Source organism: Pseudomonas sp. LBUM1678, assembly GCF_059695575.1.
Genome location: NZ_CP166775.1, coordinates 2,157,601 through 2,181,497, shown reverse-complemented (window position 1 = coordinate 2,181,497; position 23,897 = coordinate 2,157,601). Strand labels below are relative to the sequence as shown.

General features: G+C 56.4%; 24 protein-coding genes. 14 read left to right on the top strand and 10 right to left on the bottom strand.

The features are described 5' to 3' along the window. Positions 1-131: 131 nt before the first annotated feature. Both ACA070_RS09875 and ACA070_RS09870 read left to right on the top strand, forming a co-directional pair. The gene (locus ACA070_RS09875) at positions 132-716 is read left to right on the top strand and encodes a GNAT family N-acetyltransferase (RefSeq protein WP_497451933.1); all 585 of its coding nucleotides are present in this window, start codon (positions 132-134) and stop codon (positions 714-716) included. A 154-nt stretch (positions 717-870) separates the two neighbouring features. Beyond that, complete coding sequence (locus ACA070_RS09870) at positions 871-1,272, top strand: hypothetical protein (RefSeq protein WP_497450963.1); 402 nt, start codon at positions 871-873, stop codon at positions 1,270-1,272. 509 nt (positions 1,273-1,781) lie between these two features. On the opposite strand, the gene ACA070_RS09865 is transcribed toward ACA070_RS09870, so the two are convergent. The 4 genes from ACA070_RS09865 to ACA070_RS09850 form a co-directional block, all read right to left on the bottom strand. Beyond that, complete coding sequence (locus tag ACA070_RS09865) at positions 1,782-2,351, bottom strand: DUF1254 domain-containing protein (protein ID WP_497450962.1); 570 nt, start codon at positions 2,349-2,351, stop codon at positions 1,782-1,784. Positions 2,352-2,493: 142 nt separating this feature from the next. Next, entirely contained in the window at positions 2,494-4,065 is a 1,572-nt protein-coding gene (locus ACA070_RS09860; RefSeq protein WP_497450961.1) for a sensor domain-containing diguanylate cyclase, read from the bottom strand. 65 nt (positions 4,066-4,130) lie between these two features. Then, positions 4,131-4,922, bottom strand: a complete 792-nt coding sequence (locus ACA070_RS09855) for an aldolase (RefSeq protein ID WP_497450960.1) — start codon at positions 4,920-4,922, stop codon at positions 4,131-4,133. Positions 4,923-4,940: 18 nt separating this feature from the next. Then, entirely contained in the window at positions 4,941-5,645 is a 705-nt protein-coding gene (locus ACA070_RS09850) for a haloacid dehalogenase type II (RefSeq protein ID WP_497450959.1), read from the bottom strand. A gap of 108 nt (positions 5,646-5,753) precedes the next feature. Here ACA070_RS09850 and ACA070_RS09845 point away from each other — a divergent pair, with 108 nt between their 5' ends. After that, positions 5,754-6,602 (top strand): LysR substrate-binding domain-containing protein, encoded by an 849-nt coding sequence (locus tag ACA070_RS09845; RefSeq protein ID WP_497450958.1) that lies wholly within the window; start codon positions 5,754-5,756, stop codon positions 6,600-6,602. Positions 6,603-6,712: 110 nt separating this feature from the next. Then, a complete protein-coding gene (locus tag ACA070_RS09840) occupies positions 6,713-7,180 on the top strand; it encodes a hypothetical protein (protein WP_497450957.1) in 468 nt (155 codons plus the stop codon). A 72-nt stretch (positions 7,181-7,252) separates the two neighbouring features. Here ACA070_RS09840 and ACA070_RS09835 read toward each other — a convergent pair whose 3' ends face one another. Beyond that, entirely contained in the window at positions 7,253-9,004 is a 1,752-nt protein-coding gene (locus tag ACA070_RS09835) for a L,D-transpeptidase family protein (RefSeq protein ID WP_497450956.1), read from the bottom strand. A gap of 81 nt (positions 9,005-9,085) precedes the next feature. Between ACA070_RS09835 and ACA070_RS09830 the strand changes: the two genes are divergently transcribed. The 4 genes from ACA070_RS09830 to ACA070_RS09815 all read left to right on the top strand — a co-directional run bounded on the left by ACA070_RS09830 (position 9,086) and on the right by ACA070_RS09815 (position 12,754). Beyond that, positions 9,086-9,790 (top strand): murein L,D-transpeptidase catalytic domain family protein, encoded by a 705-nt coding sequence (locus ACA070_RS09830; protein WP_461980701.1) that lies wholly within the window; start codon positions 9,086-9,088, stop codon positions 9,788-9,790. Between the two features lie 144 nt (positions 9,791-9,934). After that, the gene (locus tag ACA070_RS09825) at positions 9,935-10,753 is read left to right on the top strand and encodes an alpha/beta fold hydrolase (RefSeq protein WP_497450955.1); all 819 of its coding nucleotides are present in this window, start codon (positions 9,935-9,937) and stop codon (positions 10,751-10,753) included. Then, entirely contained in the window at positions 10,740-11,921 is a 1,182-nt protein-coding gene (locus ACA070_RS09820; RefSeq protein ID WP_497450954.1) for a PAS domain-containing sensor histidine kinase, read from the top strand. Before ACA070_RS09825 ends, ACA070_RS09820 begins: the two co-directional genes overlap by 14 nt. 47 nt (positions 11,922-11,968) lie before the next feature. After that, positions 11,969-12,754 (top strand): transporter substrate-binding domain-containing protein, encoded by a 786-nt coding sequence (locus ACA070_RS09815; RefSeq protein WP_497450953.1) that lies wholly within the window; start codon positions 11,969-11,971, stop codon positions 12,752-12,754. Positions 12,755-12,880: 126 nt separating this feature from the next. On the opposite strand, the gene ACA070_RS09810 is transcribed toward ACA070_RS09815, so the two are convergent. Further along, entirely contained in the window at positions 12,881-13,081 is a 201-nt protein-coding gene (locus ACA070_RS09810; RefSeq protein ID WP_497450952.1) for a hypothetical protein, read from the bottom strand. A 290-nt stretch (positions 13,082-13,371) separates the two neighbouring features. On the opposite strand from ACA070_RS09810, the gene ACA070_RS09805 reads away from it, so the two are divergent. Beyond that, complete coding sequence (locus ACA070_RS09805; protein ID WP_497450951.1) at positions 13,372-13,530, top strand: hypothetical protein; 159 nt, start codon at positions 13,372-13,374, stop codon at positions 13,528-13,530. Positions 13,531-13,737: 207 nt separating this feature from the next. Then, positions 13,738-14,733 (top strand): tRNA dihydrouridine(20/20a) synthase DusA, encoded by a 996-nt coding sequence (gene dusA, locus ACA070_RS09800; protein WP_497450950.1) that lies wholly within the window; start codon positions 13,738-13,740, stop codon positions 14,731-14,733. Between the two features lie 60 nt (positions 14,734-14,793). Here dusA and ACA070_RS09795 read toward each other — a convergent pair whose 3' ends face one another. Next, the gene (locus tag ACA070_RS09795) at positions 14,794-15,627 is read right to left on the bottom strand and encodes an undecaprenyl-diphosphate phosphatase (protein ID WP_497450949.1); all 834 of its coding nucleotides are present in this window, start codon (positions 15,625-15,627) and stop codon (positions 14,794-14,796) included. Positions 15,628-16,126: 499 nt separating this feature from the next. On the opposite strand from ACA070_RS09795, the gene ACA070_RS09790 reads away from it, so the two are divergent. The 4 genes from ACA070_RS09790 (at position 16,127) to ACA070_RS09775 (ending at position 20,123) form a co-directional block, all read left to right on the top strand. Further along, on the top strand, positions 16,127-16,867 hold the full coding sequence (locus tag ACA070_RS09790) for a winged helix-turn-helix domain-containing protein (RefSeq protein WP_497450948.1): 741 nt from the start codon (positions 16,127-16,129) through the stop codon (positions 16,865-16,867). A 28-nt stretch (positions 16,868-16,895) separates the two neighbouring features. Further along, entirely contained in the window at positions 16,896-17,648 is a 753-nt protein-coding gene (locus ACA070_RS09785; RefSeq protein ID WP_497450947.1) for an EAL domain-containing protein, read from the top strand. Between the two features lie 30 nt (positions 17,649-17,678). After that, positions 17,679-18,368, top strand: a complete 690-nt coding sequence (locus ACA070_RS09780; RefSeq protein ID WP_497450946.1) for a helix-turn-helix domain-containing protein — start codon at positions 17,679-17,681, stop codon at positions 18,366-18,368. 360 nt (positions 18,369-18,728) lie between these two features. After that, a complete protein-coding gene (locus ACA070_RS09775) occupies positions 18,729-20,123 on the top strand; it encodes an undecaprenyl-phosphate glucose phosphotransferase (RefSeq protein WP_497450945.1) in 1,395 nt (464 codons plus the stop codon). A gap of 268 nt (positions 20,124-20,391) precedes the next feature. On the opposite strand, the gene ACA070_RS09770 is transcribed toward ACA070_RS09775, so the two are convergent. The 3 genes from ACA070_RS09770 to ACA070_RS09760 are packed head-to-tail and all read right to left on the bottom strand — an operon-like array spanning position 20,392 to position 23,890. Further along, positions 20,392-22,470 carry a YjbH domain-containing protein gene (locus tag ACA070_RS09770; RefSeq protein WP_497450944.1) on the bottom strand — a complete coding sequence of 693 codons (2,079 nt, stop codon included), beginning with the start codon at positions 22,468-22,470 and terminating at the stop codon, positions 20,392-20,394. Continuing rightward, the gene (locus tag ACA070_RS09765; RefSeq protein ID WP_497450943.1) at positions 22,467-23,228 is read right to left on the bottom strand and encodes a capsule biosynthesis GfcC family protein; all 762 of its coding nucleotides are present in this window, start codon (positions 23,226-23,228) and stop codon (positions 22,467-22,469) included. Before ACA070_RS09765 ends, ACA070_RS09770 begins: the two co-directional genes overlap by 4 nt. Further along, positions 23,225-23,890: a YjbF family lipoprotein gene (locus tag ACA070_RS09760; protein WP_497450942.1), complete on the bottom strand. Its 666-nt coding sequence runs from the start codon at positions 23,888-23,890 to the stop codon at positions 23,225-23,227. Before ACA070_RS09760 ends, ACA070_RS09765 begins: the two co-directional genes overlap by 4 nt. Positions 23,891-23,897 lie beyond the last annotated feature (7 nt).

Here is a 23,897-nt window from a genome sequence, read left to right as displayed (position 1 = left end):
GACAGGCAAGCGTCCATTGACCATAGCAGCCATGGTCCGTCATCGCGCCACGACTATTGCCAATCGACGGCCGCTACCCTGTAATGGCGCGCATTGCCCGCGAACCTTTTTATGCCGAGAACGCCTCGATCATGGACACCCTGGAAGGTCAACGAATCACCCTGCGAGCCCTGCAAACCGGCGATGCCGATGCACTGGTCAACGCCGCTCGGGATGGGGAATTGTGGAACCTGACGGTCACTGTCGTGCCCTCCCCGACCACTGTCGACAGTTACCTGAAAAAAGCCCTCGACGGCCGAGATGCAGGAACGGTCCTGCCCTTCGTGATCGTGCTCAACGACACCGGGGAGGTCATTGGTTCGACACGCTTCTGGAAAATCGACCGCCTTAATCGCAAGCTCGAAATCGGCAGCAGCTGGATCTCTGCGCGCTGGCAGAAAACGTTCGTCAACACCGAGGCCAAATACCTGATGTTGCGTTACGCCTTCGACGTGCTGGACTGCGTTCGGGTGCAATTCACCACCGATGAAAACAACCAAAAGTCACGCGATGCGATCCTGCGGCTCGGTGCACAGCAAGAAGGCATCGTGCGCCACGAACGGATCATGCCGGATGGGCGCAAGCGCAACTCCGTGCGGTTCAGCATCATTGATGACGAGTGGCCGTTGGTGCGGGAGAATCTTCAGAAAAAACTGACTGAATACAGCACTCGTTAACACCACAAACCAATGTGGGAGCGAGCCTGCTCGCGATTGCGGTAGTCCTGCCCACCCATGAGTCGGCTGGACGGACGCTATCGCGAGCAGGCTCGCTCCCACAATGATGGATGTTGCACACTTGCGTGATCGGCGCACTAACCCGGAGATCAACATGGACGAGATCATTACGCAATTGGGCCATTGGCTGGGCGAAGTGTATGTAACGCGCGGGTACAAGACGACGCTTGCGCTGCAACTGGTCGCCATTGCCATGGCGGTTACAGGCGCCATCACTGCCCGCGATTACGCCAAAAGGCGCAAAAAGTTAAAAGAAAACCAAACAGGCCTCCTGACTACGGACAGCCTGTCGATGACGCTGCTGTCCGATGAAGGCGGCACGCCCGCGAAATACGTTGCGACCGTCACAAGTGAAGTCGATCGTTACCGACTCAACATCATAAAATTCTCAGGCGCATCCCAAGAGACAACCATCAGCGAATACTTCCAGTCCCTTGATGAAGTCGAATACTTTCTAAAACAAAACACTCAGTTTTTATTGTCCGACTTCAAATAAAGGCTGCGGGACCGCATCGACCATTCGTCATCCCGCCAACACCCGCCGCCCTCCCCGTCACACCATCAGCAGGTAACGACTCATCTTTGGAGACGTGCGCTGATGAACATCAAAATCACCACGCTGTTGTTGCCAGGCTTGCTGGCCGCCGCAATAGGCACCACTTTCGCAGCCTCCGGCGATAACACTGACGCGACCGAGACCAGGTCCTGGTATGGCGGAGGCTCAAACATGGCGCCCAATAACTATCCCGACCAACCCTCGCACCGATATACCCCCGATCGAGGCAAAGGCGGATATGGCTCATCCAGAGAGGGCAATGGTGGAAATGCCGGTGCCAGCGGTTCTGGTGCGGGCGGCGGCACTGGCGCTGCCGGCGGTGGGACCGGCGGTGCAGGGGGCGGGACCGGCAGTTGGACACGCAGAAACAACCAATGACGGAAAATCTTCGGCTGCTTTCTACTCAGTGTCCTTAACGTAGTTGCCACGGACCGTCACAGTGTCGGCGCTCATCGACCCGCCGTGACCACGCGGATTGCAATCTCCGGGTCGACCGGCTCGGCTCTTTTGCCGATCTGCGACAACGACGTTACGGTGTAGCCCGCCTGAATCCTGTTCACCTTCGCATAGCCCTCCGCCCCGCTGACGTCGGTACGACCGATAACCCAGACGAAGGGCGTGGGCGCTGGCAAATGATTCAGCCCTGCCGGCACCGTTCCGGTCCATCCCGGTGGCGTCACCAGAAACTCATTGGCCTGTGTGCCCGTCGCATATCCACCCGGCAAGTCGAACACATCGCTCCACATGTCGAGCATTGGCAACACGTATAAACGCCCGGCGGTTTCCGGCGCGGTAATCACTAGCGGCTCCTTGGTCAAATCGAGCCACGCGATGGAATACAACGTGTCGACATTCGACTCCACGACGGCTTTGAAATCTTCGGACGGGTACTGCGGCACAGTCACAAAGGCGTTGGCTTCTTGCGACGTGACTTTCGATTGAGCCTGGCTGGTCAGCGGCAAAACAACGGAAACTGCAAGAGATAGAGCAACGGCTGTCAATGCTTGAGGTATCAACATTTTGGCGATCGTCCGTGCTGTGGGGAGATCTGCCGGGTTCGACAGAGCTACCGGAACTCTAGACGATCAGAACAGACGGAACTGCCAGGGAGACAGACGGACGTTCGACTGTTGCAGCCCTGAAACAACTGCACGATATAACTCAACGATCGGAGCGCATCAGCGCCTCCACGCCGCCCTCCATCGACAACACGGCCGCACGGTTTCGACCCGAATGCTTAGCCTGATACAACGCCGCATCCGCTCGTTCGATGAACACTTCGATGCTGTCGCTCCCGGTCGGCACAAACGCGTAACAGCCAAGACTGACCGTCACGTAACCCGTGGGTGAACCGCTGTGGGTGACGTTCTTGTCCATGACGCTGCGGCGGATCTGCTCGGCAATCACCATTGCACCGTGAAGGTCGGTGTCGGGCAGCAACACCGCAAATTCCTCACCGCCATAACGCACCGCCAGGTCGGCTTTGCGATGGCAGCAACCCTTGACCGCACGCGCCACTTCAGCCAGGCAATGGTCTCCCGCCACGTGACCGTAAGCATCGTTGTAGCGTTTGAAGTAATCGATATCGAGCATGATCAGGCTCAACGAACTCGACTGCCGGGCGCCTCGGCCAAACTCGATGTCCAGCGCCTGCTCGAACAGCCGGCGATTGGCCAGGCCTGTCAGGCTGTCGTGAGTCGCAATCAGCTTCAGTGCTTCTTTCGCCTTGCGCAAATCGGCCTCGACCCGCACACCGACGCGCACCTGGCGAATGAACACCCATCCGAACAGGCCCACACCCAACACCACCAAGGCAACGATGACGCTGGATCGAAACGCGGTGCCGTACCATTCCTTGAGAATCGAATCCCTGGACGATGCCGCCGACACCACCAGCGGATAGGCGTCGAGCTGACGGTAGCCATACAAACGCACAACACCATCGACTACCGAGCTGATCATCGCGTTGCCGGCGGGCGCGCTGGGCAAGTACTTCTGAAAGATTTCGCCCTTGACCAGGGACGAGCCGATCTGCGATTCCACAAACGGTCGTCGCGCCAGCAACGTTCCATCGGTCAACGCCAAAAACATCGAGCCGTTGTCATCGATGCTGAAGCTTTTGAAGAACTGATCGAAGTAGGCCATTTTGATTCCGGCCAACACCACGCCCTGGAAATTGCCGTTCTTGTCGTTCACCCGTTTGGATACCGGAATGATCCACTCGCCATTCTCCCGACTGCGAATCGCCGGCCCGATGTGCGCGAGGGTGGACGCGTTCTGCTGGTGGAACTTGAAGTACTCCCGATCCGACACGCCCGGACCACGGTTCAAATCCTCGAACGAGGTCACGACCCACTGCCCTTGCTTGTCGAACAGAAATATTCCGTGCAGTTGACCCAGCGCCTGCACCCGCCGGGCGAAGGTTTTCTGCAAGCGTGGTTTCTGTGCCGCGCCGTAGCCATCGGCCTGAATCCAGTCCACCAGACTGGTCAACACCAGGTCGGCTTTCATGAAGGTGTCTTCGGCCTGCTGCGCCATGGCGCGAGTCAGGTTCGCCGACGAGACTTGCGCCACGTCCAGCGCGTGACGGCGCGATTGCTCCAGCTGCAGGTAAAGCAGACCACAGAGACAGAGGCATACCGTCGCGATAAACAGCACCGCTGCCCTGAGCAGAGATAACCGTTTCAAAGCGCCGCCAGGGGTTTCGTGCGGGTCTTGAGTGAGGATAGGCAAAAGCTCGTCCTGTAAGGGCAAGGCATGGGCAAAGGCCCAAAGCCCTTATATTTTGTGAGCTTAGTCTACGCGGGGATGGGGGGCAATTGTCCTTTGGATAGCCGCCGCATCGCACTGTGCAAATGCGCCCGCGCGCTTTCGGCATCGCCCAGGCGCATTTGCTCGTAGGCCCTTTGGGCAATTTCATGGGGTACCGGCTTGAGTTCGCGCTGGGTCGCCATTGCCATCAGCTGCACTTGCGCGGCGCGTTCCAGGTAATACAAATCATCCCAGGCTTCGGCGATGGTCGGGCCGGCGACGATGACGCCGTGGTTCTTGAGGAACAGGATGTCGGCGTTGCCCATGACACTGGCAATCCGGTCGCCTTCAGACTCATCGAGGGCCAGGCCGTTGTAGTCCTCGTCCACCGCCGTGCGGCCGTAAAATTTCAGCGCCGTCTGCCCCAACCACAACAGCGGCGGTCCCTGCAGCAAGCACAACGCCGTGGCGTGAGGCATGTGGGTGTGGAACGCCACTTTTACCCGCGGCAGCTGTTTATGCAGTCGGGCGTGGATGTAAAACGCCGTCGCCTCTGGCTGTCCGTCACCGTCCACGACATTGCCGTGGAAGTCGCACACCAGCAGATTCTGCGCCGTCACCTCGGTGAATGCGTACCCGTAGGGATTCACAAAAAACAGATCATCCCGGCCCGGCACCATCGCCGAAAAATGGTTGCAGATGCCCTCCTCCAGCCCATGCAGCGCGGCCAGTTGAAAACACGCGGCCAACTCCGTGCGGGCAGTGATGGCGGCTTGCGAATCCAGGTTGAGGTCGGCATAACGCGCGGAACGCGAACTGCCTGCAAGGGTGTGTGCCATGGCGAGGTCTCCGTGTTTTTACCAGCCCAGGGATTTGAACAAAGGCACGACCTGATCCAGCGTGCTCAATATCGCATCGGGCTGGTAGTCCGGCAGCAGTTGCCGACCCGTGCCGCGGTCGATCCACACGCAGCGAAAGTGCATGTCCCGGGCGGCGGTGTGATCCAGCGTCGGGCTGGCGCAGATGTGGACCACTTGATCACGGCTGACACCGAGCTGCTCATGAGCGTAGTCAAACAACCGCGGATTTGGCTTGTAAGCCCCCGCCTGTTGCGCGGTGATGACCCGGTCAATATGCCCGCCGAGTTGCGCGACGTTGCCGGCGATGATGTCGTCGTCGGTGTTGGAGACGATGCACAGCTTGAAGCCCATCGCCTTGAGTTTCGCGAGTGTCTCGATCACTTCAGGGAACGGCGGCATCCGCGGAATCGCCCCGGCAAGGCGTTGACTGTCTTCGGGCAGGCTCGCCAATCCCAACTCCTCCAGCGCGAGCTGCAACCCGAGCGTGCTCAGCTGGCGAAACGAGCGATGCGGCGGAATCTGCTCCAGCCGGTGTTCATGCCGGTCGTAGACCTCGATCAGGCGATCGGCTTCAACGGTGTGATCGCCCTTGTCGTTCAATATTTCGGCGACCACGGCTTTCAGGCCTTCATCCCACTGGATCAACGTTCCGTAGCAATCGAAGGTCAACCATTCGGGGCGCGAGGTGTTGTTGAGCGTCATGTTTATATCCTCTGAAGGGTGAGCTTCAGATTACGAGCCCTTGGTGATAGTGTGAAATTAAATTAATATCGACTCGTCAGTGGTAAATCAAATATCAAGGAGACCGCCATGCTCGATCTTGAATTGCTCAAGACCTTCGTCTGCGTGGTCGATGAAGGCAGCTTCACCCGCGCCGCCGAACGCGTGCATCGAACCCAATCCACCGTGAGCCAGCAGGTTCGCAAACTGGAGGAGTTGGTCGGTCATCCCCTGCTGCTGCGTGACCGGACTGGCCAGAACATCAACGTCACCGAGCATGGTGAATTGCTGATTCACTATGCCCGGCGGCTGTTGGCCCTGTCCTCTGAAGCGGTTGAAGCGCTGGCCAGCGACCTCGATCTGGAGATCCTGCGCATCGGCGTGCCGGAAGACTTTGATGCGCGGCGCATGGCCCTGATCCTTGCAGGCTTCAATCGCGCCCGACCGGAAGCCCGGCTGGAAACCGTCAGCGGTATGAGCACTGATCTGAAGCAGAAACTCGCATCAGGTGAAATCGACATCGCCCTGGTCAAACGCGAACCGGACAGCGGCCCGTGCTGGGCGGCGTGGCCGGAAGTGCTGGTGTGGGTCAAAGGTGCGGGGGTGGACTCGGCCAACGGCGTGTTGCCATTGGCGTTGTTTCCGCAAGGATGCATTTATCGACAACGGGCGATCCGCTTGCTGGACGTGGCGCAGCGTCCTTGGCGGGTTGCGTTTGGCAGCCACAGTTTGACCGGGATTCAGGCAGCGGTGGCTTCAGGGTTGGGGGTTTCCGTACTGCCGGCGTCGGCGGTTTTGCCTGAGCACAGCGTGTGCACCGATCTGCCGGAGTTGCCGCCCACGGAGTTGGCGTTGATCAGCCGGGAGGGGGCGTTGACCGGGTTGCAGCGGGATCTGGTGGAGTTTTTGCGGGGGGAGTTGGCGGTCTTGGGCAATTGAGTGTGAGTAGAAATGATTTGTCACGCTTGTGTGGCTGACATGACGCTGGGCAAAACCTGGATGGCATTGAAGGAGCTACGATTACTTTTACATCACGACAGGGAATCGAAATGAGTAAGGCAGATGAGCTCGCGGCGAAGCTGAAACAAACCCGGCCTACCAGCGCGGATCAGATGATCGACAGCTGGCCCGGCCAAGTCTACGAGTTGTATGAGCGGATCGAGGCGTGGCTGCTGCCAGTGACCGAGGTCGGCCTGATCCTGCGGCGCAATCCCACGCATGTCTTCGAGTGCGATTCAGAGGGTGCGACTTTCGATTACGCGATCGACCAATTGCTGATCGAAGGCAATGAGCACGGCCTCACCTTCGACCCTGTCGCGCGCTTCACTGAAGATGGCGCTGGGCGTGTCGAGATTCACTCGAAAGGCAAAGAACTCGCGCTGCTGCGCACGGTGGACGAGCATGGCCAGACGCAATGGTGGCTGCAGGTGATTGAAAAGGCCGGACCGCAACTGGATGCGGTTGCGTTGACCGAGCACAACCTGCTGGCGGTAGTGCAAGAGGGGCTGGAGCTTTAGAGAGCCTGAACCAGGGAACCGGAAAGGGGACAACCGGAAAGGGGACAGACTTATTAAACCAAGCCAACTCCCCTACTGCCGCGCCGGCCCCGCCGCTACCACCGATCCCATTGCCGAATGCAAATCCAGCACTGGCACCGGCGACGGCCGATTCAACGCCCGCAACACGGGCGCATCGTAGCCATACACATCAGGCTTGAACGCCACTCGCCCGTCACTGCCCAAATCGACGGTCCAGTACGCCAGCAACACCGGCACTTTCACCGGAAGCCGGATGTTCTCGGTCTTGCCGTTGGCCAACTGTTTTTGAATGCCCTCGCTGTTCCAGCGGACCGGGTCGTTGAACAACAACTCCACCAGTTTCAGCGGATTCTCTACCCGAATGCAGCCCGAACTGGTCGCGCGGACGGTTTTGGCAAACAACTCACGATGCGGCGTGTCATGGAGGTAAATCGCATAATCGTTGGGAAACCGGATGACCACTTGGCCGAGCGAGCTGTCGGGCCCGGCATCCTGGCGCAACGTGAGGCCGCGCGGGTTGGTCCAGTCGACGGTCGACGGATCAAGCACATTGCCTTCCCGATCCAGCACTCGAATCCGGTTGGCCGCGAGGTAGCCGGGATTGCTCTGAACCTTGGGCAGCATATCTTCCTTAAGGATCGTCGGCGGCACGGTCCAGGTCGGGTTAAACGTGATGTAGGTAATCTGCGCCTGGAAGATCGGCGTGTTGCGAGCCGTTTTACCGACCTGCACCCGGGATCGCCAGATCGGCAAGCCATCGCGGTACATGGCCACCTTGTAGCCAGCGATATCGACGATGACGAACGTGCCCTGGAGTTTGTAAAGCAGCCAGCGCGCCCGCTCCATGTTCACCCGGACTTGATCGATTCGCGCATCCACAGGCACATTCAGAGCCGCCAGTGTTGTCGCGCCTGCCATACCGTCCGCACCCAGGTATTGCTCGTTTTGATACTTTTTCACCGCTGCGGTGACGGCGCCGTCGTACTGGGTGCCGTGGATCAATCGCGGATCGAGAAAACCTGCTGCGACCATCCGCGCGCGCAACTGCGCGACAGCCGGTTCGTCCATGCCAGGTTTGAGCGAATGGTCTACAACCACTTTCGGCCAACCGCCCCGATCCCGGATACCGCGCAGCTGCGCCAGGGCCTGGCGCAAACCGACGTACACCGCTTCTTGCGGTGGCGCCTGGGTAAACGCTTTGGCTACGTCGTGATTGTCGAGCGCAGCGAAGAAGGCATTGACGTCGTCCCGTGGATCGACGCCATTCGAATCAAAGTTCCAGTGAATGTCGAGCCGCGAAGGGTCGACCTTGCCGCGGCGCAACTGCAGCAGCGCGGTGATAAATGTATGGGTGGTCGCCAAATCAAACGCCGCCCGCTGCTCGGGCGTTACTGACGTCGTCTGCATCGAGGTCCGGGACCGGATCAATTCATCGATATGAAAATCCGCCGGGGTCAGACCATCGGCCTCAGTCGCGTGCAGGCTGGCGATCAATTGCTCGACATCGCTGTCATCCGTCCACGCCGCGCGATAGGCACGATGCGTATAAAAATCCATGACCAGACGACTGACATCTACCCGCCGATTGCGTGGTGCAGTGAGCAGCGGTGGAAACGCAGTTTTCAGCGGCTCAAGCGAGGCCTGAATCGCTTGCCCGACGTTATCGTCCGCTGCAGCCTCGATTATGGAGGTTGGTGCATTTATCGGCTCAATCGGCGAAGTTTCCGCAAGCGCTGTGCCGCTGATCAGAAAGCCCATAAAAAATACGCGGCTTATGACGAATAACCTTGTTAAAAGCACCATGAATAATCCTTAATCTCCCGCATTCAACGCCTGGCTGCCAACGCACTGCTAGACTCGAACTTAACATGATGAGACATCTATATGGCGCCACTACGTTTTGGCTATCTACTATCGGCCCTGCTACTGACTGCAATGTCCGTACCGTCAGCCTACGCCGATTCTCTCGCGGCCGCCCTCATCAAAGCGGCTCCGAAAGCTAACGCCAACGTCATCAACCTCGCCGTTCGCGCCTCACAATGCAGCATCGCTCAAGGCAAAGCGCCTGCCCAAAGGCTTGCGGTCATCGACTATTCCCTGCCTTCGACCGAACAGCGCCTGTGGGTGTTCGATTTAAAGAAGCGCAAGTTACTGTTTCATGAACTGGTCGCTCACGGTCGAAACAGCGGCGAGAACATGGCAGTCAACTTCTCCAACCAAAACGAAAGCTTCGCTACCAGTCTCGGCTTGTACCGCACACAGTCAAGTTATGTCGGGCAGAACGGTTACTCCCTACGCATGGAAGGCCTGGAGCCGGGTTTCAATGACAACGCGTTTGACCGCGCCATCGTGATTCATGGCGCGCCTTATGTGAGTCCGGTCCTGGCCCGTGCGAATGGGCGGATCGGCAGAAGCCTCGGTTGCCCGGCGGTACGGCCGGCGGTTGCTCGTCGGCTAATTGATTCGATGAAGGGTGGGCAGCTGTTGTTTTCTTACTATCCGGATCAGCGTTGGTTGAAGTCTTCTTCGTATATCAATTGTGGCAGCGGCACCGTGGCGTCGGCGTCCAAGACAACTGTGCGCAAATGAACATCGTGTGAATCTGTCTGTATACAACAGAGGGCGCCTCATCAGGGCGCACTCTTTCCATGTAGCAACGCGTGACCTGATGCCTGCGACTATCTAAACTCCCACGGATGCCAAAACACATTTGGCCCGCCCGGGAAGACACGCATGGACCTCCAACATCGCAACAACATAAAAGTGATGGGCGACGGTCCGGCAACGCTGGTCCTCTCCCATGGCTTCGGCTGCGATCAAACCATGTGGCGCTATCTCGTCGACAACTTTACCGGTCGTTTCAAAGTTGTTTTGTATGACCTGGTCGGTGCAGGGCAATCGGATCTCAGCGCCTACGACAAAGAAAAATACAACTCACTGGCCGGGTATGCCCTGGACCTGGGCGAAATCATCGATGAGTGCGCCACCGGCCCGGTGATTCTAGTGGGTCACTCCGTCAGCGCGATGATTGGTGTCTTGGCGGATCGTCAGTTCCCCGGCAAAATCGCCGCCCACGTCATGATTGGTCCTTCGCCCTGCTACATCGATTCCGACGATTACGTAGGCGGATTCAAACTCGAAGACATCCACTCACTCCTCGACACCCTCGACAGCAACTACCTCGGCTGGTCCAGCACGATGGCCCCGGTAATCATGGGCGCGCCCGGGCAACCGGCGCTCGGCGAAGAACTCACCAACAGTTTCTGCCGCACCGAACCCGACATCGCCAAGCAATTTGCGCGAGTAACGTTCATGTCGGACAACCGCAAAGACGTCGCGGGCCTGACCACCCCGACCCTGATTCTGCAATCCACCGACGACCTCATCGCCCCCGTCGCCGTGGGTGAATACCTGCACGCCGCACTTCCCAACAGCACGCTTTGCCTGGTGGCCAACGTCGGCCATTGCCCGCACATGAGCGCGCCGAGTGCCTGCTCTGAAGCCATGGACAGCTTCCTGTCGCCCTGGGTGGATGCGCATGTCGACCGATGATCCGTCACTGCCCGACCCGCAGACGCTATTTGAAGGTGCGCCTTGCGGATTAGTGGTGACGAAAGAGGACGGCACGATCCTGCGCAGCAATCAGACGTTCAGCAACTGGATCGGCTTCGATGCCCAAGCGTTGGTCGGCCGGCGCTTTCAAGACCTGCTGACCATGGGCGGACGCATTTTTCATCAAACCCACTGGGCACCGCTGATGCAAATGCAAGGTTCCGTGGCCGAGGTGAAACTCGATCTGGTTCATCACGACAAACGCATCGTCACCATGCTGCTCAACGGCGTAAGGCGCGAGCACGCCAGCGGCGCGTTTTATGAACTGGCGCTGTTTGGCACCACCGACCGCGACAAGTACGAGCGAGAACTGCTGAACGCCCGAAAACTCGCGGAAGAACTGTTATCCAAGAAGATGGCCGCCGAAGCCGCCCTTCTCGAGGCCCAGACCCAACTGAACCTGGCCTACGAAAAAGCCAAACGCCGCGCCTCCTTCGCCGAACAAATGGTTGCCATCGTCAGCCACGACCTGAAAAACCCGCTGACCGCGATCAACATGGCCTCCGACATCCTCGCCCGAGGACAACGCACCGCCAAAGAAACCAAGATGCTCGGCCACATCAGCCAATCAGCGGAACGTGCACAGCGCATGATCGCCGACCTGTTGGACTTCGCCCTGGCCGGAGTCGGACGCGGCATCGGGATTTCTCCTACATCGCTGGACTTGCATTCCTTCGTCAGCCACAGCGTTGATGAGCTGCGTGTTGCCTTTCCTGATGCAACGTTAATGCACCAATCCATTAGCACCGGCAGTGCTCATCTGGATGCGGACCGGGTCCAGCAAATCATCGGCAACCTGGTTGCCAATAGCGTGGCTTATGGCGATTTGCAGCAGCCGATTACCATTACTTCGCGACTGGAAGATGATCAGGCGGTTGTGTCGGTGCAAAACCACGGGACGGTTATTCCTGAGTCGTTGATGGTGGTGCTGTTTGAACCGATGACTCGCGGCACGGAAACGGACAGTGATGTTCGGAGCGTGGGGCTGGGGTTGTTTATCGTCAAGGAAATCGCCAAGGCGCATGGCGGGGATGTTTCGGTGAGTTCAAGCCTGGAGGGTGGGACAGTGTTTAGTGTTTATTTTCCGTTGGGTGTCGCCGCGCTCTAAGCGCCACACCAAAAACTGATCAAGTCCACTATGGAAGCCGGATAACAATGAAAAACCTGAAAAGCACAATCATGCTCGGTGGCCTGCTCGCCCTATCGTTTGCCGCTCAGGCAGAGCCATCCCATCTCGACAGCGTCATCCAGCAAGGCCAACTGCGCGTTTGCACAACCGGCGACTACAAACCTTATACCTTCAAAGCCGAGGACGGCGAATACTCGGGTATCGACATCGCCATGGCCCGTTCACTTGCCGACAGCCTCGGCGTCAAAGTTGAATGGGTGCAGACCACCTGGAAAACCCTGATGCCCGACATGCTGGCCGGCAAGTGCGACATCGGCGTTGGCGGCATCTCGGTCACCCTGGAACGCCAGAAAAAGGCCTTCTTCAGCACCACACTGGACGTCGACGGCAAGATCCCGTTAGTGCGCTGCGAAGATCAGGCGCTGTACCAGACCGTCGAGCAGATCAACCAGCCTTCGGTGCGGTTGGTAGAGCCGGCCGGCGGCACTAACGAAGCGTTTGTTCACGCGTTCCTGCCCAAGGCGCAATTGAGCCTTCACGACAACGTGACGATCTTTCAGGAGTTGCTGGATAAAAAGGCTGACGTGATGATTACCGATGCGTCGGAAGCGCTGTATCAGCAGAAACTTAAACCCGGTTTGTGCGCGGTTAACCCGAGCCAGTTTATGCAGTACGGCGAGAAAGCCTACTTGCTGCCCCGCGATGATATGACCTGGAAGTTGTATGTCGATCAGTGGCTGCACCTGGCCAAGGTGACCGGCAACTATCAGAAAGTTTTGGGCCAGTGGATAGCGACACCTGATTCCAAATAGCAGCCGCGCGCAATTTCCCTGTAGCAGCTGGCGAAGCCTGCGTCCGGCTGCGAAGCAGTCGCAAAATCAACACTCACGGCGCATGACGTGATTCGGTAGAAGCATCTTCCGCCGCTGCATCACCCCTTAGTCATCGTGCAGCAACCCCGAACTGTACTCACTAAAACTGCTACCAATCGCACTCCCGCCAAGGTTCAACTTGTTGGCGCCATGGCCATCGAACGATTGGCATCCTTCTGAAAAACAGGTGCTGGTGCTGACACCTGAGCAGGCGCTCAGCAGCAAAGCGCCGGCGATCATCACGACTTTGAAGAGGTTTGAGATCATTTTTCAGGCTTCCGGGGGGGACGCGTGGTGATAGGACCGTTGCTCCTTATCCTAGGCTGCGAATTCGTTAGGCATTATGAAATCTGATTGGACGACAGCTTTGGTTCAGCTATGGCGGTTGCTTGATGCACAAAAAGGGGCGTTCCGCCCAGGCAAACGTTCAAAAGAGTCATGTCCTACACGACGCCAGGAATCGTCCGTACTCCTAGCCATTGCTGCGCTTCAATCCCGAGATACATCATCAACCACAATTGTTGGTCAGCATGAATCCACATCCCTCGGAGCGCTCGATGACTAACATGAAAAAAACCGACAAGCCCCGCCGAAAGATCATTCGAAAAGAACTAACGTTCCTGGATATTCGGGAAGCAGCGCGTGATGGGCAGAAAGTGTTCGATACGTTTGTGATTACCGGCGAACTCACCTTCCCGAATCGGGATGATCGGTGAACTGTTTACAAAAATCCAACGCCTGGCTGGGTTTCGTCGATTACCACATACCCAACTGCGCTTACTTTATGCGAAAAAGTGAGTTCCCTCAGGAACGTGCTCTTCTATTAGAACGGCAACGCCACCCCAGTAAGACTCGCCTCAACCTCAAAAGCCCATTCCTGATAAACTCCCCAACCTCCCAGCCCCACCGATTCCAAATCCCCAATGCCCCCAATCACCGCCACACCCGCCCCGCTCTCCCGCCGCTTCTCCGTCGCCCCGATGATGGATTGGACTGATAGACATTGTCGATTTTTCCTACGCCTACTCTCCAAACACGCCCTGCTCTACACCGAAATGGTCACCACCGGCGCGCTCCTCAACGGCGATCACGATCGCTTTCTCCGCCACAACGAAGCCGAACACCCGCTCGCCCTGCAACTCGGCGGTAGCGTCCCGCTGGACCTGGCCGCCTGCGCCCGCATGGCCCAGGACCACGGCTACGACGAGGTGAATCTAAACGTCGGCTGCCCAAGTGACCGGGTGCAGAACAACATGATCGGCGCGTGCCTGATGGGGCATCCGCAGTTGGTGGCTGATTGTGTGAAGGCGATGCGCGATGCGGTGTCGATTCCGGTGACGGTGAAACATCGGATCGGGATTAATGGGCGGGACAGTTACGAGGAGTTGTGTGATTTCGTCGGCACGGTTCGGGATGCCGGGTGCACGAGTTTTACGGTGCATGCGCGGATTGCGATTCTGGAGGGGTTGTCGCCGAAGGAGAACCGTGACATTCCGCCTTTGCGTTATGACGTGGCGGCGCAGTTGAAGGCAGACTTTCCGGAGTTGGAGATTATTCTTAACGGCGGGATCAAGACGCTGGAAGCCTGTCACGCGCATTTGCAGACGTTTGACGGTGTGATGTTGGGCCGTGAGGCGTATCACAATCCTTATGTAATGGCTGAGGTGGATCAGCAGCTGTTCGGCAGTACGGCGCCGGTGATCAGCCGGGCCGAGGCGCTTGCGCAATTGCGGCCTTATATAGCCGCGCATATTGAGGCCGGCGGTTCGATGCACCATATCACTCGACATGTGCTGGGTCTGGGCACCGGGTTTCCGGGGGCGCGCAAGTTTCGGCAGTTGTTGTCAGTGGATATTCACAAGGCTAAAGAGCCTTTGGTGTTGCTGGATCAAGCAGCAGAGTTGCTTGAAGGTCGTTAATGGTCAGCGTTTTTATCGAAGTAAATACCAGGCTGGCGGGTCCGCAGCCTGGTTCAAATGTCAGAGCGCTGCTGCTTCAGTCCAGTTCACCCAACCGAAAGCCCATGTGGCCAGGATCACCAGACCGAATACGATTCGGTACCAGGCGAATGCGGCGTAGCTATGGCTGGCGATAAACTTGAGCAAGCCGCGTACGGCGATCATGGCGAAAAAGAATGCCGTCACGAAGCCCAGGGCGAAGACTGGCAGGTCGCCGGCCTGAAACAGATCTCGATACTTGTAGCCTGAGTAGACGGCGGCACCGACCATGGTCGGCATGGCCAAAAAGAACGAGAACTCGGTGGCTGCCTTACGCGACAGTCCAAACAGCAATCCACCGATAATGGTCGATCCAGAGCGTGAGGTGCCCGGTATCATCGCCAGGCATTGAGCGAAACCGACCTTCAGGGCGTGGGACCAGCGCATATCGTCAACATGGTCGACATACACCACATGTTCCCGCCGCTCAGCCCACAACATGATGATGCCGCCCACGACCAATGCCACCGCCACGGTGATTGGATTGAATAGATACTCGTGAATCTTATCGGCGAACAATACACCCAGGACAACGGCCGGCATAAAACCGATCAATAAGTTCAAGGTAAAACGTTGCGCATTCCGCTGGGTGGGCAGGCCTGTGACGATCTCGAGAATCTTGCGCCGATACTCCCAGACAACGGCCAGGATTGCGCCCAGTTGAATAATGATATTGAAGGCCATTGCACGCTCACCACCGAAGCCGAGCAGGTCCGCGACAATGATTTGGTGCCCTGTACTTGATATGGGCAAAAACTCTGTCAGCCCTTCTACCACGCCTAACATCAATACCGTTACGGTAGTCCAAAAATCCATCACCCCCCCTCATCGACAACAGCAAATCTACTGACATGCTTTTAATTTATCGCCAACGAGTGAGTAAAACGCATTCAGCCCAGCATTAAAACCCAACGTTAGCAAATGTCAAGAACCACAACTAACAAATCCGATGTTATACAAAGCCAAACAGGAGATAGTTCCACACTCAGAATAAGCACTAAATAGCATGTCAAACAGCCAAGTGCTGATAATTCATAACACTCAATAAACAAAATAAACAACGCCAGCACTAGCCAGCGTCACAGCGTATTGATCTGGAAAAGCGGGACATTGCTGGAAAAGATGGCACAATGACACTCCCGTGCCAGCTGGCACGCCATACCCCAAGAGCACAAAGAATCTCGCCAGATTGACCCACAATGTTAAAAAAATTGTGACGCCTGCTTGAAAAATCCGTGAAATGTTACCAATTGTCAGTCACAAATGAGAATCGGTGCTTTAACATCCAAATGTCAGCACCCAGCCGAGTCAAAGCATGATGCTTACAGGGAAATTAACGAATACCAGCCACAGCCACGCAAAGGAGGTGACAGGTATTCTCACCATTGGGCGGACCCATAGTTTAGCTGAGGGTTTCAGGACATTAGTAGCAAGTCGTGTAGCGCATGATATACCCGTTGACACCATGTGCTACAACAACTTGTTTAAGAAAAACAAGGACTCCCATTCATACCGTGCAGTATTCGTTATCATCGACAGCCCTCAGGCGTTTGATGAAAGCCTCGCCCTGGTGGAAAATATGCGCGCCGATAACCAGGCCCTTATTATTTTTGTAGTGATCACCGGCAGAGGCACCTACAACAAGATGAAATACTATCTTGCCGGGGCCGACCATTGTATTAAGTTCAGTACGCTTCCCGAAGAAAACCCGGACGCACTTTCCGAGTTTTTTAATAGCGCAGAATGGCACAAGCAGCACAATCTGCTCTTGGACCCAACGCGTATGTGCCTGATTGGAGACTATAAGAAGCTGGATGTGTCGTTTCCGGAAATGAAAATCCTTGAAGCGTTTACAGAAACAAGAAATCAAATATTGAGCCATGATGAAATCGCCAAAATCATGGGGCTTAATATAACGTTTTATGACCCAAGGGCCTTGGAAAAATCTATCAGCCGCCTTCGCGGAAAGATAAAAGGCATGTATGGCACCAATGCCATTCAAAGTATTCGTGGGCATGGATATCGTCTTGTCAGGGGTCTGATCTCGACCACCTGAAGATTAATATGCAGGGAGTTATTGCATTATGAACGCAACGATGAGCGCGTCACACACCTATCGTGCGAGTCATTATCTGTCTCGACAATTGATCCTCACTCGCGATGACTGCCCATTTGGCAGCGAGATCAGAATACAGTTTGACGACGGTCAGTCTCATGCCTCCTTTGTTGCCCCCATACAACAGATGAGTGGCATTTACAGTGAAGTTCTCATGCAGACCCGGCTGATTGCCTTTTCGCTAAAGGATAAAAATATCTCTAGTGAAAACAAATACTTAAGCCGACGATTTGTTTGCGTTGGACAGTCAGATCTTGCCGACTCCGCACTCACGGAAGAGTTGATACAGTCCAGCGATGCCCTGCGCGTTTTTGGCCAGACACTGGTTATCGCTTTCAATGAGTTACCCCTTTCGGCGGTCAGCTTCATTGATAAAAAGAAAATCCTCAACAACGTCTATCTGTTAAAAGATCACGGCGTAGAAATCGCGTTCGATGGTTACAACATCGAAGATGAAAGTATCGAAATATTTACAACCCTGAATCTTTTCGACTATATAAAGATCCCCCTTTCAGCCCTAGACTTGAGCCTTAAACTGACGGGCAACCCTGATTTATTCAATCGACTCCATGAACGCATGACCATGCTGACTCACACCACCAAAGTCGCCTTTATAGCCGACAGAGTCGAGCATGCCGCTAGCCATATACTGGCACGCGCGTTGCCATTTGATTACTTTCAAGGGAGCCATTACTCCCCTGCCGACATCCTATTAAATTAAAACCGAGTGTGCCCCCTTCAGGAGAGAGACATGGAAAGCAGCACCCCCCTCCCCAGAAAATATTTTGTCGTCGTTACTCATAGCCCGGCATTACAACTTGAGCTTGAGGCTTTACTCTCGAGTGAGCGATATAACTCATTCGGTACGTCGCAGGCAAAGATGTTTGTCGAAGAAGCTGGCCTACCCTCTTCCGCCCCTAAGCTCATGGAATTTATTTCCCCTCACTTGGACAGAATCGTCCCCCCTGTTATCAGACATGACACACAGCGCATACTCTCGACATTCGAATCCGAGTGGCGAGCGGCCCAGTCCGATACGCGCTTCAATAACATCTCCTCACTGGCAGATGAAGATCGGGATGACACCCGGGATTCCCTCTCCAGCGTGACAGCCAGACCACACTATCCCTATGAAGAAGCCTGGCGACTGAGCAACGTCAATGGCGCTTTGATTAAAGATGACGTGGAGATTGTCTTGACTGGCCTGGAGGCCACACTGGTCAAAAAGATGCTGCACCACGATGACCGTGTAGTCAGCAAAGATGATCTTATTCGGAGTATTGGCAGAGAACCCGAACATTATCGAGGTCTGGAGATGTGCCTGAGCCGATTACAGGAAAAATTTAAAAACGCCAGTAATGGCGAACGTCTATTCCGCGCAGTCAGAAATCGTGGGTATTGCTTGATTCAAAAAATCACAAGGGGAAAAAGCCTCACCTGAGTAAATGAAACGACCACGATGGTAGTGCTTACAAAAATAAAAAAGCACCCCGTCATTTCACTTTTCGAGCTCCTACCGCCCCTCAAATAAATCCCGCCCGCAACGCCACCAAACCAACTTACATTCTCGACTATTTCTAACGCCTCGCCACCCCGACATAATCGCCAGATTAACTAACCACTCGTTAAAAGTCGTCAGACAGCTTTCAGCCCAATAAATTAATCTATTCACTGACGAGCGCGCCGCACAGTGGCGTTTCACTCGTTAACGTTTTGCCCTCTTATAAAAATAATAATCCTTGTTACATCAACTTGGCTCTTGTCTGTCGACGCGCGAATGGACGTATTTTGGGGATATCGCATGGTTAACAATCTTCGTATCAATCGAAATACCCACCTCAAAGGATTGACCTTCTGGGGACAATGGGCACTGGGTCAGGGCTTTGTTGTTGCCCTGTTGTTTCTATTGGTTTATTACCAGACCGGGACGGTAGAGTTCTATTATCGTGTGTGTGCAATTCTGACGGTACTTGCCTCGGTGCCCGCCTATACATGGTGTGGCGTCTATGCAAAGAAAGATAACTACCTGAAGGGATTGGGACGTTTGTTGATGGGCTGGACAATGACCCTCGCGGCATTGGCCTGCGTGGCGTTCATCTGCAAGGCGGATGAACTGTTTTCTCGTCAACTGATCCTGGTATGGGCTGCCTGCGGTTACCTCGGGCAGGCACTGTTGTACGTTCCGCTGCACGGCTTCTCGCAATACTATCAACGCTCACTTCAAAGCGAGCATAAAACCCTGATCGTCGGTACGGGCGAGTTGGCGTTGGGACTCGCCAGGAAGCTGCGTAGCCTCGAACACTTCCCGCTGGTTGGGTTGGTCAGCACCGACACCACGCTCCCGTTGGCGATGGGCTCGCCGCCGATCGTAGGCCCCCAGGAGCAGTTGCTGGAACTGATCAAAGCCCATGACATCCGACGTTTGTACATCACGATGCCCCTGAGTGAAGCGGCAAAAATCGAAGCCATGTATATCGATTTGCTGGGTGCCAACGTAGATGTGGTGTGGGTGCCGGACTTGAACAGCCTGACGCTGCTCAATCATTCGGTAAGGGTCGTGGACGGCTTGCCGGCGATCTACTTGAATGAAAGTCCGTTGACCAGCCAGCCGACCGCGGCACTGAGTAAAAGCCTGCTGGAAAAGAGCGTGGCGCTGTTGGCCATTGTCCTTCTAAGCCCGGTCCTGTTGCTGATTGCCCTGGCCGTTAAACTCAACTCCCCGGGCCCGGTGTTCTTCAAGCAGGACCGTCACGGCTGGAATGGCAAGGTGATCCAGGTCTGGAAGTTTCGCTCGATGCGCGTGCACGATGACAAGGAGGTCAAGCAGGCCAGCCGTAACGATTCGCGAATCACCCCGGTCGGACGCTTTATCCGCCGCACTTCCCTCGATGAGCTGCCGCAACTGATCAATGTGCTGCAAGGCCATATGGCCCTGGTCGGGCCACGTCCGCACGCCGTTGCGCACAACGATTACTACTCAGGGAAAATTCTCGCCTACATGGCGCGTCACCGAATCAAACCGGGAATTACCGGACTGGCTCAAATCAACGGTTGCCGCGGCGAGACCGACACCATCGACAAAATGCAAAAGCGTGTAGAGATCGACCTTACGTACATCAATAACTGGTCGTTGTGGCTGGATCTGAAGATCCTGGTGAAGACCCCCTTCACCTTGCTGTCAAAAGACATTTACTGATGGCTTAGTGGTTAATACCGGCAAAGTAACAAGGGGACGCAAGTCCCCTTTTTCGTGGGCGTCTATCAGGCTCTGGTGCCCACGCAATAGCACATTAGAAACCCCCGACAGAACGAGCAGTAGCCTCAGGAGCCGTGTCAGCCTCCCGGCTTACTGTTGCAAGTGTGTTGGGATAACGCAGAGAACTCTGCGCAGGATGGCATTCACCACAAGACCGGTTGACCGCATTGCGATCTACAGCGCTGATCTCTCTGTAGATCGCCCAGCTTCACTCAGTGATCTTGTCAAAGTTGCGGTAGAACAAGTCGCTGTCACGGCTATCGGTCATGGAATGCAGCCAGTAGCTGCGATTGAGCCGTGCACCCCCGTCCCGGGTCAGCGGCGACCAGACGATATTGGCGCGACGCATGGTCGACATGCTCATCAGTTCGTCGAAAGGAATCGAGATGTAGATGCCCTTGTCGAAACTGCCTTCGCCGTATTCCGCTTTTGTCGCGGTGGTGAGCGTGGCCCAGGCACCGAATCGCACACCATTGCGGAACTCTCGTGACAGGTCGATCGTGGCGCCCCAATCCCGCGCCAGGTAACGGCCGACACTGACGGCTGCCTGGGTATCGAAAGGCAAGTCGGTATAGCCGGTGATGTGGCCGGTCACGGTCGAGTAATCACGCAAGCCAAAGCCCTGATTAAACTCGCGCTGACGTACGTAGTTCAAATCTGCACCTACCGACCAACGCTCGCCCGTTGGACGGAACAGCACCTCACCGCCAACACCGGCAAACATCGACTCCAGATAGCCTCCGTAGACCATGCCATACAGGTCTTTATCCAACTGTTCGGCGTGGTTGACCTGAAACGTGGGCATGGTGACGTCAGAGGTCGTCAGGTATTTGCGCAAGTCCGTCCGCACCCGGGGCAAGCCACTCGGTGCGTCGTACGTAAAGTTGTCATAGTTGTTCACCAGATTGGCGCTGAGCAGGCCGCTCCACCAGGTGTTGCGCGTGAAGCGATACTCGGCGTCCGCATCGGCGCTCAACTGATAGAGCAAACCATCAGGGCCACCAACGTTCTGTTTATAGCCCAGCCCGACGCCATAGTTGAATGGATCGCGCGCCGCGGTATAGAGCGTGGTCTCGTTGTGCGGCATCGCCCCGTTGACCTCGGTCGTGCGGTGCAGAGTTTCCAGCGGCTCCTCATTGTTGACCACCTCGCGAAAGGTCTCGCGCGGCACACTGGTTTCTTCCAGCGGCATGTCGTAGCGCTTGTTCACCAGGGTGAACCAGTCGATATCGTCGTTGACGCTGTTGTCCAGAATCCGGCTGGCGCGGCCGACAGCTTTTGACGAATGGAAATAATTCGTCTGCTCGCCGTACACAAATAACTCGGGGCCGCGCTGAGTGATGCGCTCGACTTTATAGCCCGCATTTTTCTGCAGGCGTTGCGACACATTGGCCCAATTGACCTGATCCGGCGGTGTGGCGGGTGCCTGCGCCGGCAGACGCTCCGCTGGCGGATCGTAAGTCTTGGCCGGCGTCTTGCGACTGACGAAGTTGGTGTGCAGGGTGATGCCGAACATCGCGGTATTGCCGCGTTCCCAACCCGCGCTGAGATCCACCGAGTCGGTCAGCTTGAACACCGCTCCGATGTTGACGGGCGAGTCTTGCTTGATGGCGTTGTCTTTCGGCTCGTTTTTGTAGTCGTTGCCTTCGTACTCGAGCTTCAGGCTGAGCGGGTCCCAGGGTGTCTGGTAGGTGACGCCGCCAAACAATGACGGTCGTCCACGGAAATAGGCGTTGGTGTTGACGTCACCGGTGCCCTCGCCGTCCGGCCGGGTGTTGAAGCGATCAGCCGCCCAACCCAACGGGTTGTCGAAATCGCCTCGATTGCCGATGTATCCCCAGGCGATACCCGCGCTGAAATCAAAGTCGTCATAGCGTTTGTTGGCGACCAGGAATTCGCTGGAGAACAGACCGGTACCGCCGATGTCGCGAAAGCCCAGGGCCAGTTCAGGCGCCCAGTGGCTTTCTTGCCAAAGGCGGACTTTGAGGTCCACGGCTTTGTCTTTGTAACTCTGGTCGCCACTCAACGACTCGGGGCCGTACCTGCGGTTGGTGATCGCGGTGTAGCGAAACGAACCTTCCAGCCATTCAAACGGCTGCAATGAAACGCTGTAACGGGTGTAGGGATCGGTTCGACTGGCATTCACACTCAACTCGCCGGCCGGGGCCATTCGGGCAGTCGGTGTCTGCATCAAGCCCACGCCGCCGAAATCACTTTGAGTCAATCGCGGCTCTGCGTGAGCCAGACCACACGGCAACAACAGCACTGCTGCAAAACGTAAATTCAAGGAACCACCTCAGCCAGTTGCGTGGCAAGAAATTCGGCCAACTGCTGATTCAGTTCAGGTATAGGCGGATTAAGATCATCGGTTTTGACAGGGACCAGGATTTTGCTGCCGGCGGCGGGCACGTGCCCGCTTTCGCGATTCCACGGTGCGATGCCGACCCGGCGGGTGACGCCATCGGGCTGAATGATCCAGAGGTAATCGGCGTCGGCATCCGTCAGCGGTAAGCACCCTTGCAGGTAATCACGGGCCTCCTGCAGCGGGCGATAGGCAATCCGGCACGGTTCGGCGACGGCGCCCAGCACTTCAACCACATCGGAACGCATCGGGTAGATCAGGCTGTCACCGTCATCGAGGCGGAAGTTGCGAGCGAACCCGACTTCCACCGCGATTGGATCGAGCACGGCCACTTGACGCCCGGTGACCGGCAAGCGGCTGACTTGCTCGTACAACTGCAACGCCAGTGCCGCCCGGCTCGGGCGATCGAAGAGCAATGCGGTGCGTTGCAGCACCTTCAAATCGAACAAGACCCCGGTCTTGAGCCGAGTCTGCTCTTCGAGCAACGGCCGTCGCAGCCAGGCGGCCGCCAGCCAATAGCTCTCTGGATTGGGTTGCGCGGAACGCATCACGTCCAGCACGCGCGCCCCGGGTTGCAGTTCGACCGATCCCGGATTGCGCACATCGCCGCTGACGGTGACTGCCGCATTCGCGCCGCCGGAGATCAACAACAGGTACGCCCATAACGCCTTGGGAAACTTCAACGGACAGCCCTGCGTTCAGAGGTCAACTGCACAATTTTCACCCTGAGGCGCCCAGTCAGTTGCTGCTCACTCTGGAGGATGAAACCGTTAGCCGGATCGACCCAATAATGATTGGTCGCGCGCAAGCCAATGGCGGGTGCCTCTATCTGCTCATCGACACGCAGCACCGCGTATTCCTTGTTCAGGATCCTGATGGTTTCCATGGGTTTTCGGGTGAAGCGACTGCTCACGGCAACGCCCACTTCGTAACCGCGATAGAGATCGATAAAGCGCTGGCTGGTGTAGCCATCGGGCAACCGGTGAAGGCCTTGCTTGAACGGCGACTGCGCTTCGATACGGGTCCCGTCCAGGTCACCCTCGAAGCCCAGTCCGACAGTGCGAACCGCCAGGCCGTCGCGCAGCAACAGCACCTGCTTGCCGGACGCGACCCAGTACTGCAAGTCGCCTCGCTCACGCACCATCGCCAACACCCCTTCGCCGGAAGGGGTAGTCAACTTGAGCTGGGGATACTGAACTTCGGCCACTTGCGCCGGAGTCAACTCCAGGTCGTCGGGCCCGGTGGCCACGGCTTTGAAGTTGGCCAACGTGGCCTTCATCAGCGGATTACATCCACACAACAGCAAGGCCGCCATCACGCAGACGCTAACTTTCAACGTTCTCACAGTGGGA

Coding starts and splice junctions, on each gene's coding strand:
- ACA070_RS09875 (WP_497451933.1), top strand. CDS start 132: ATGGACACCCTGGAAGGTCAACGAATCACCCTGCGAGCCCTGCAAACC.
- ACA070_RS09870 (WP_497450963.1), top strand. CDS start 871: ATGGACGAGATCATTACGCAATTGGGCCATTGGCTGGGCGAAGTGTAT.
- ACA070_RS09865 (WP_497450962.1), bottom strand. CDS start 2,351: ATGTTGATACCTCAAGCATTGACAGCCGTTGCTCTATCTCTTGCAGTT.
- ACA070_RS09855 (WP_497450960.1), bottom strand. CDS start 4,922: ATGGCACACACCCTTGCAGGCAGTTCGCGTTCCGCGCGTTATGCCGAC.
- ACA070_RS09850 (WP_497450959.1), bottom strand. CDS start 5,645: ATGACGCTCAACAACACCTCGCGCCCCGAATGGTTGACCTTCGATTGC.
- ACA070_RS09845 (WP_497450958.1), top strand. CDS start 5,754: ATGCTCGATCTTGAATTGCTCAAGACCTTCGTCTGCGTGGTCGATGAA.
- ACA070_RS09840 (WP_497450957.1), top strand. CDS start 6,713: ATGAGTAAGGCAGATGAGCTCGCGGCGAAGCTGAAACAAACCCGGCCT.
- ACA070_RS09835 (WP_497450956.1), bottom strand. CDS start 9,004: ATGGTGCTTTTAACAAGGTTATTCGTCATAAGCCGCGTATTTTTTATG.
- ACA070_RS09830 (WP_461980701.1), top strand. CDS start 9,086: ATGGCGCCACTACGTTTTGGCTATCTACTATCGGCCCTGCTACTGACT.
- ACA070_RS09825 (WP_497450955.1), top strand. CDS start 9,935: ATGGACCTCCAACATCGCAACAACATAAAAGTGATGGGCGACGGTCCG.
- ACA070_RS09820 (WP_497450954.1), top strand. CDS start 10,740: ATGTCGACCGATGATCCGTCACTGCCCGACCCGCAGACGCTATTTGAA.
- ACA070_RS09815 (WP_497450953.1), top strand. CDS start 11,969: ATGAAAAACCTGAAAAGCACAATCATGCTCGGTGGCCTGCTCGCCCTA.
- ACA070_RS09810 (WP_497450952.1), bottom strand. CDS start 13,081: ATGATCTCAAACCTCTTCAAAGTCGTGATGATCGCCGGCGCTTTGCTG.
- ACA070_RS09805 (WP_497450951.1), top strand. CDS start 13,372: ATGACTAACATGAAAAAAACCGACAAGCCCCGCCGAAAGATCATTCGA.
- dusA (WP_497450950.1), top strand. CDS start 13,738: ATGCCCCCAATCACCGCCACACCCGCCCCGCTCTCCCGCCGCTTCTCC.
- ACA070_RS09795 (WP_497450949.1), bottom strand. CDS start 15,627: ATGGATTTTTGGACTACCGTAACGGTATTGATGTTAGGCGTGGTAGAA.
- ACA070_RS09790 (WP_497450948.1), top strand. CDS start 16,127: ATGATGCTTACAGGGAAATTAACGAATACCAGCCACAGCCACGCAAAG.
- ACA070_RS09785 (WP_497450947.1), top strand. CDS start 16,896: ATGAACGCAACGATGAGCGCGTCACACACCTATCGTGCGAGTCATTAT.
- ACA070_RS09780 (WP_497450946.1), top strand. CDS start 17,679: ATGGAAAGCAGCACCCCCCTCCCCAGAAAATATTTTGTCGTCGTTACT.
- ACA070_RS09775 (WP_497450945.1), top strand. CDS start 18,729: ATGGTTAACAATCTTCGTATCAATCGAAATACCCACCTCAAAGGATTG.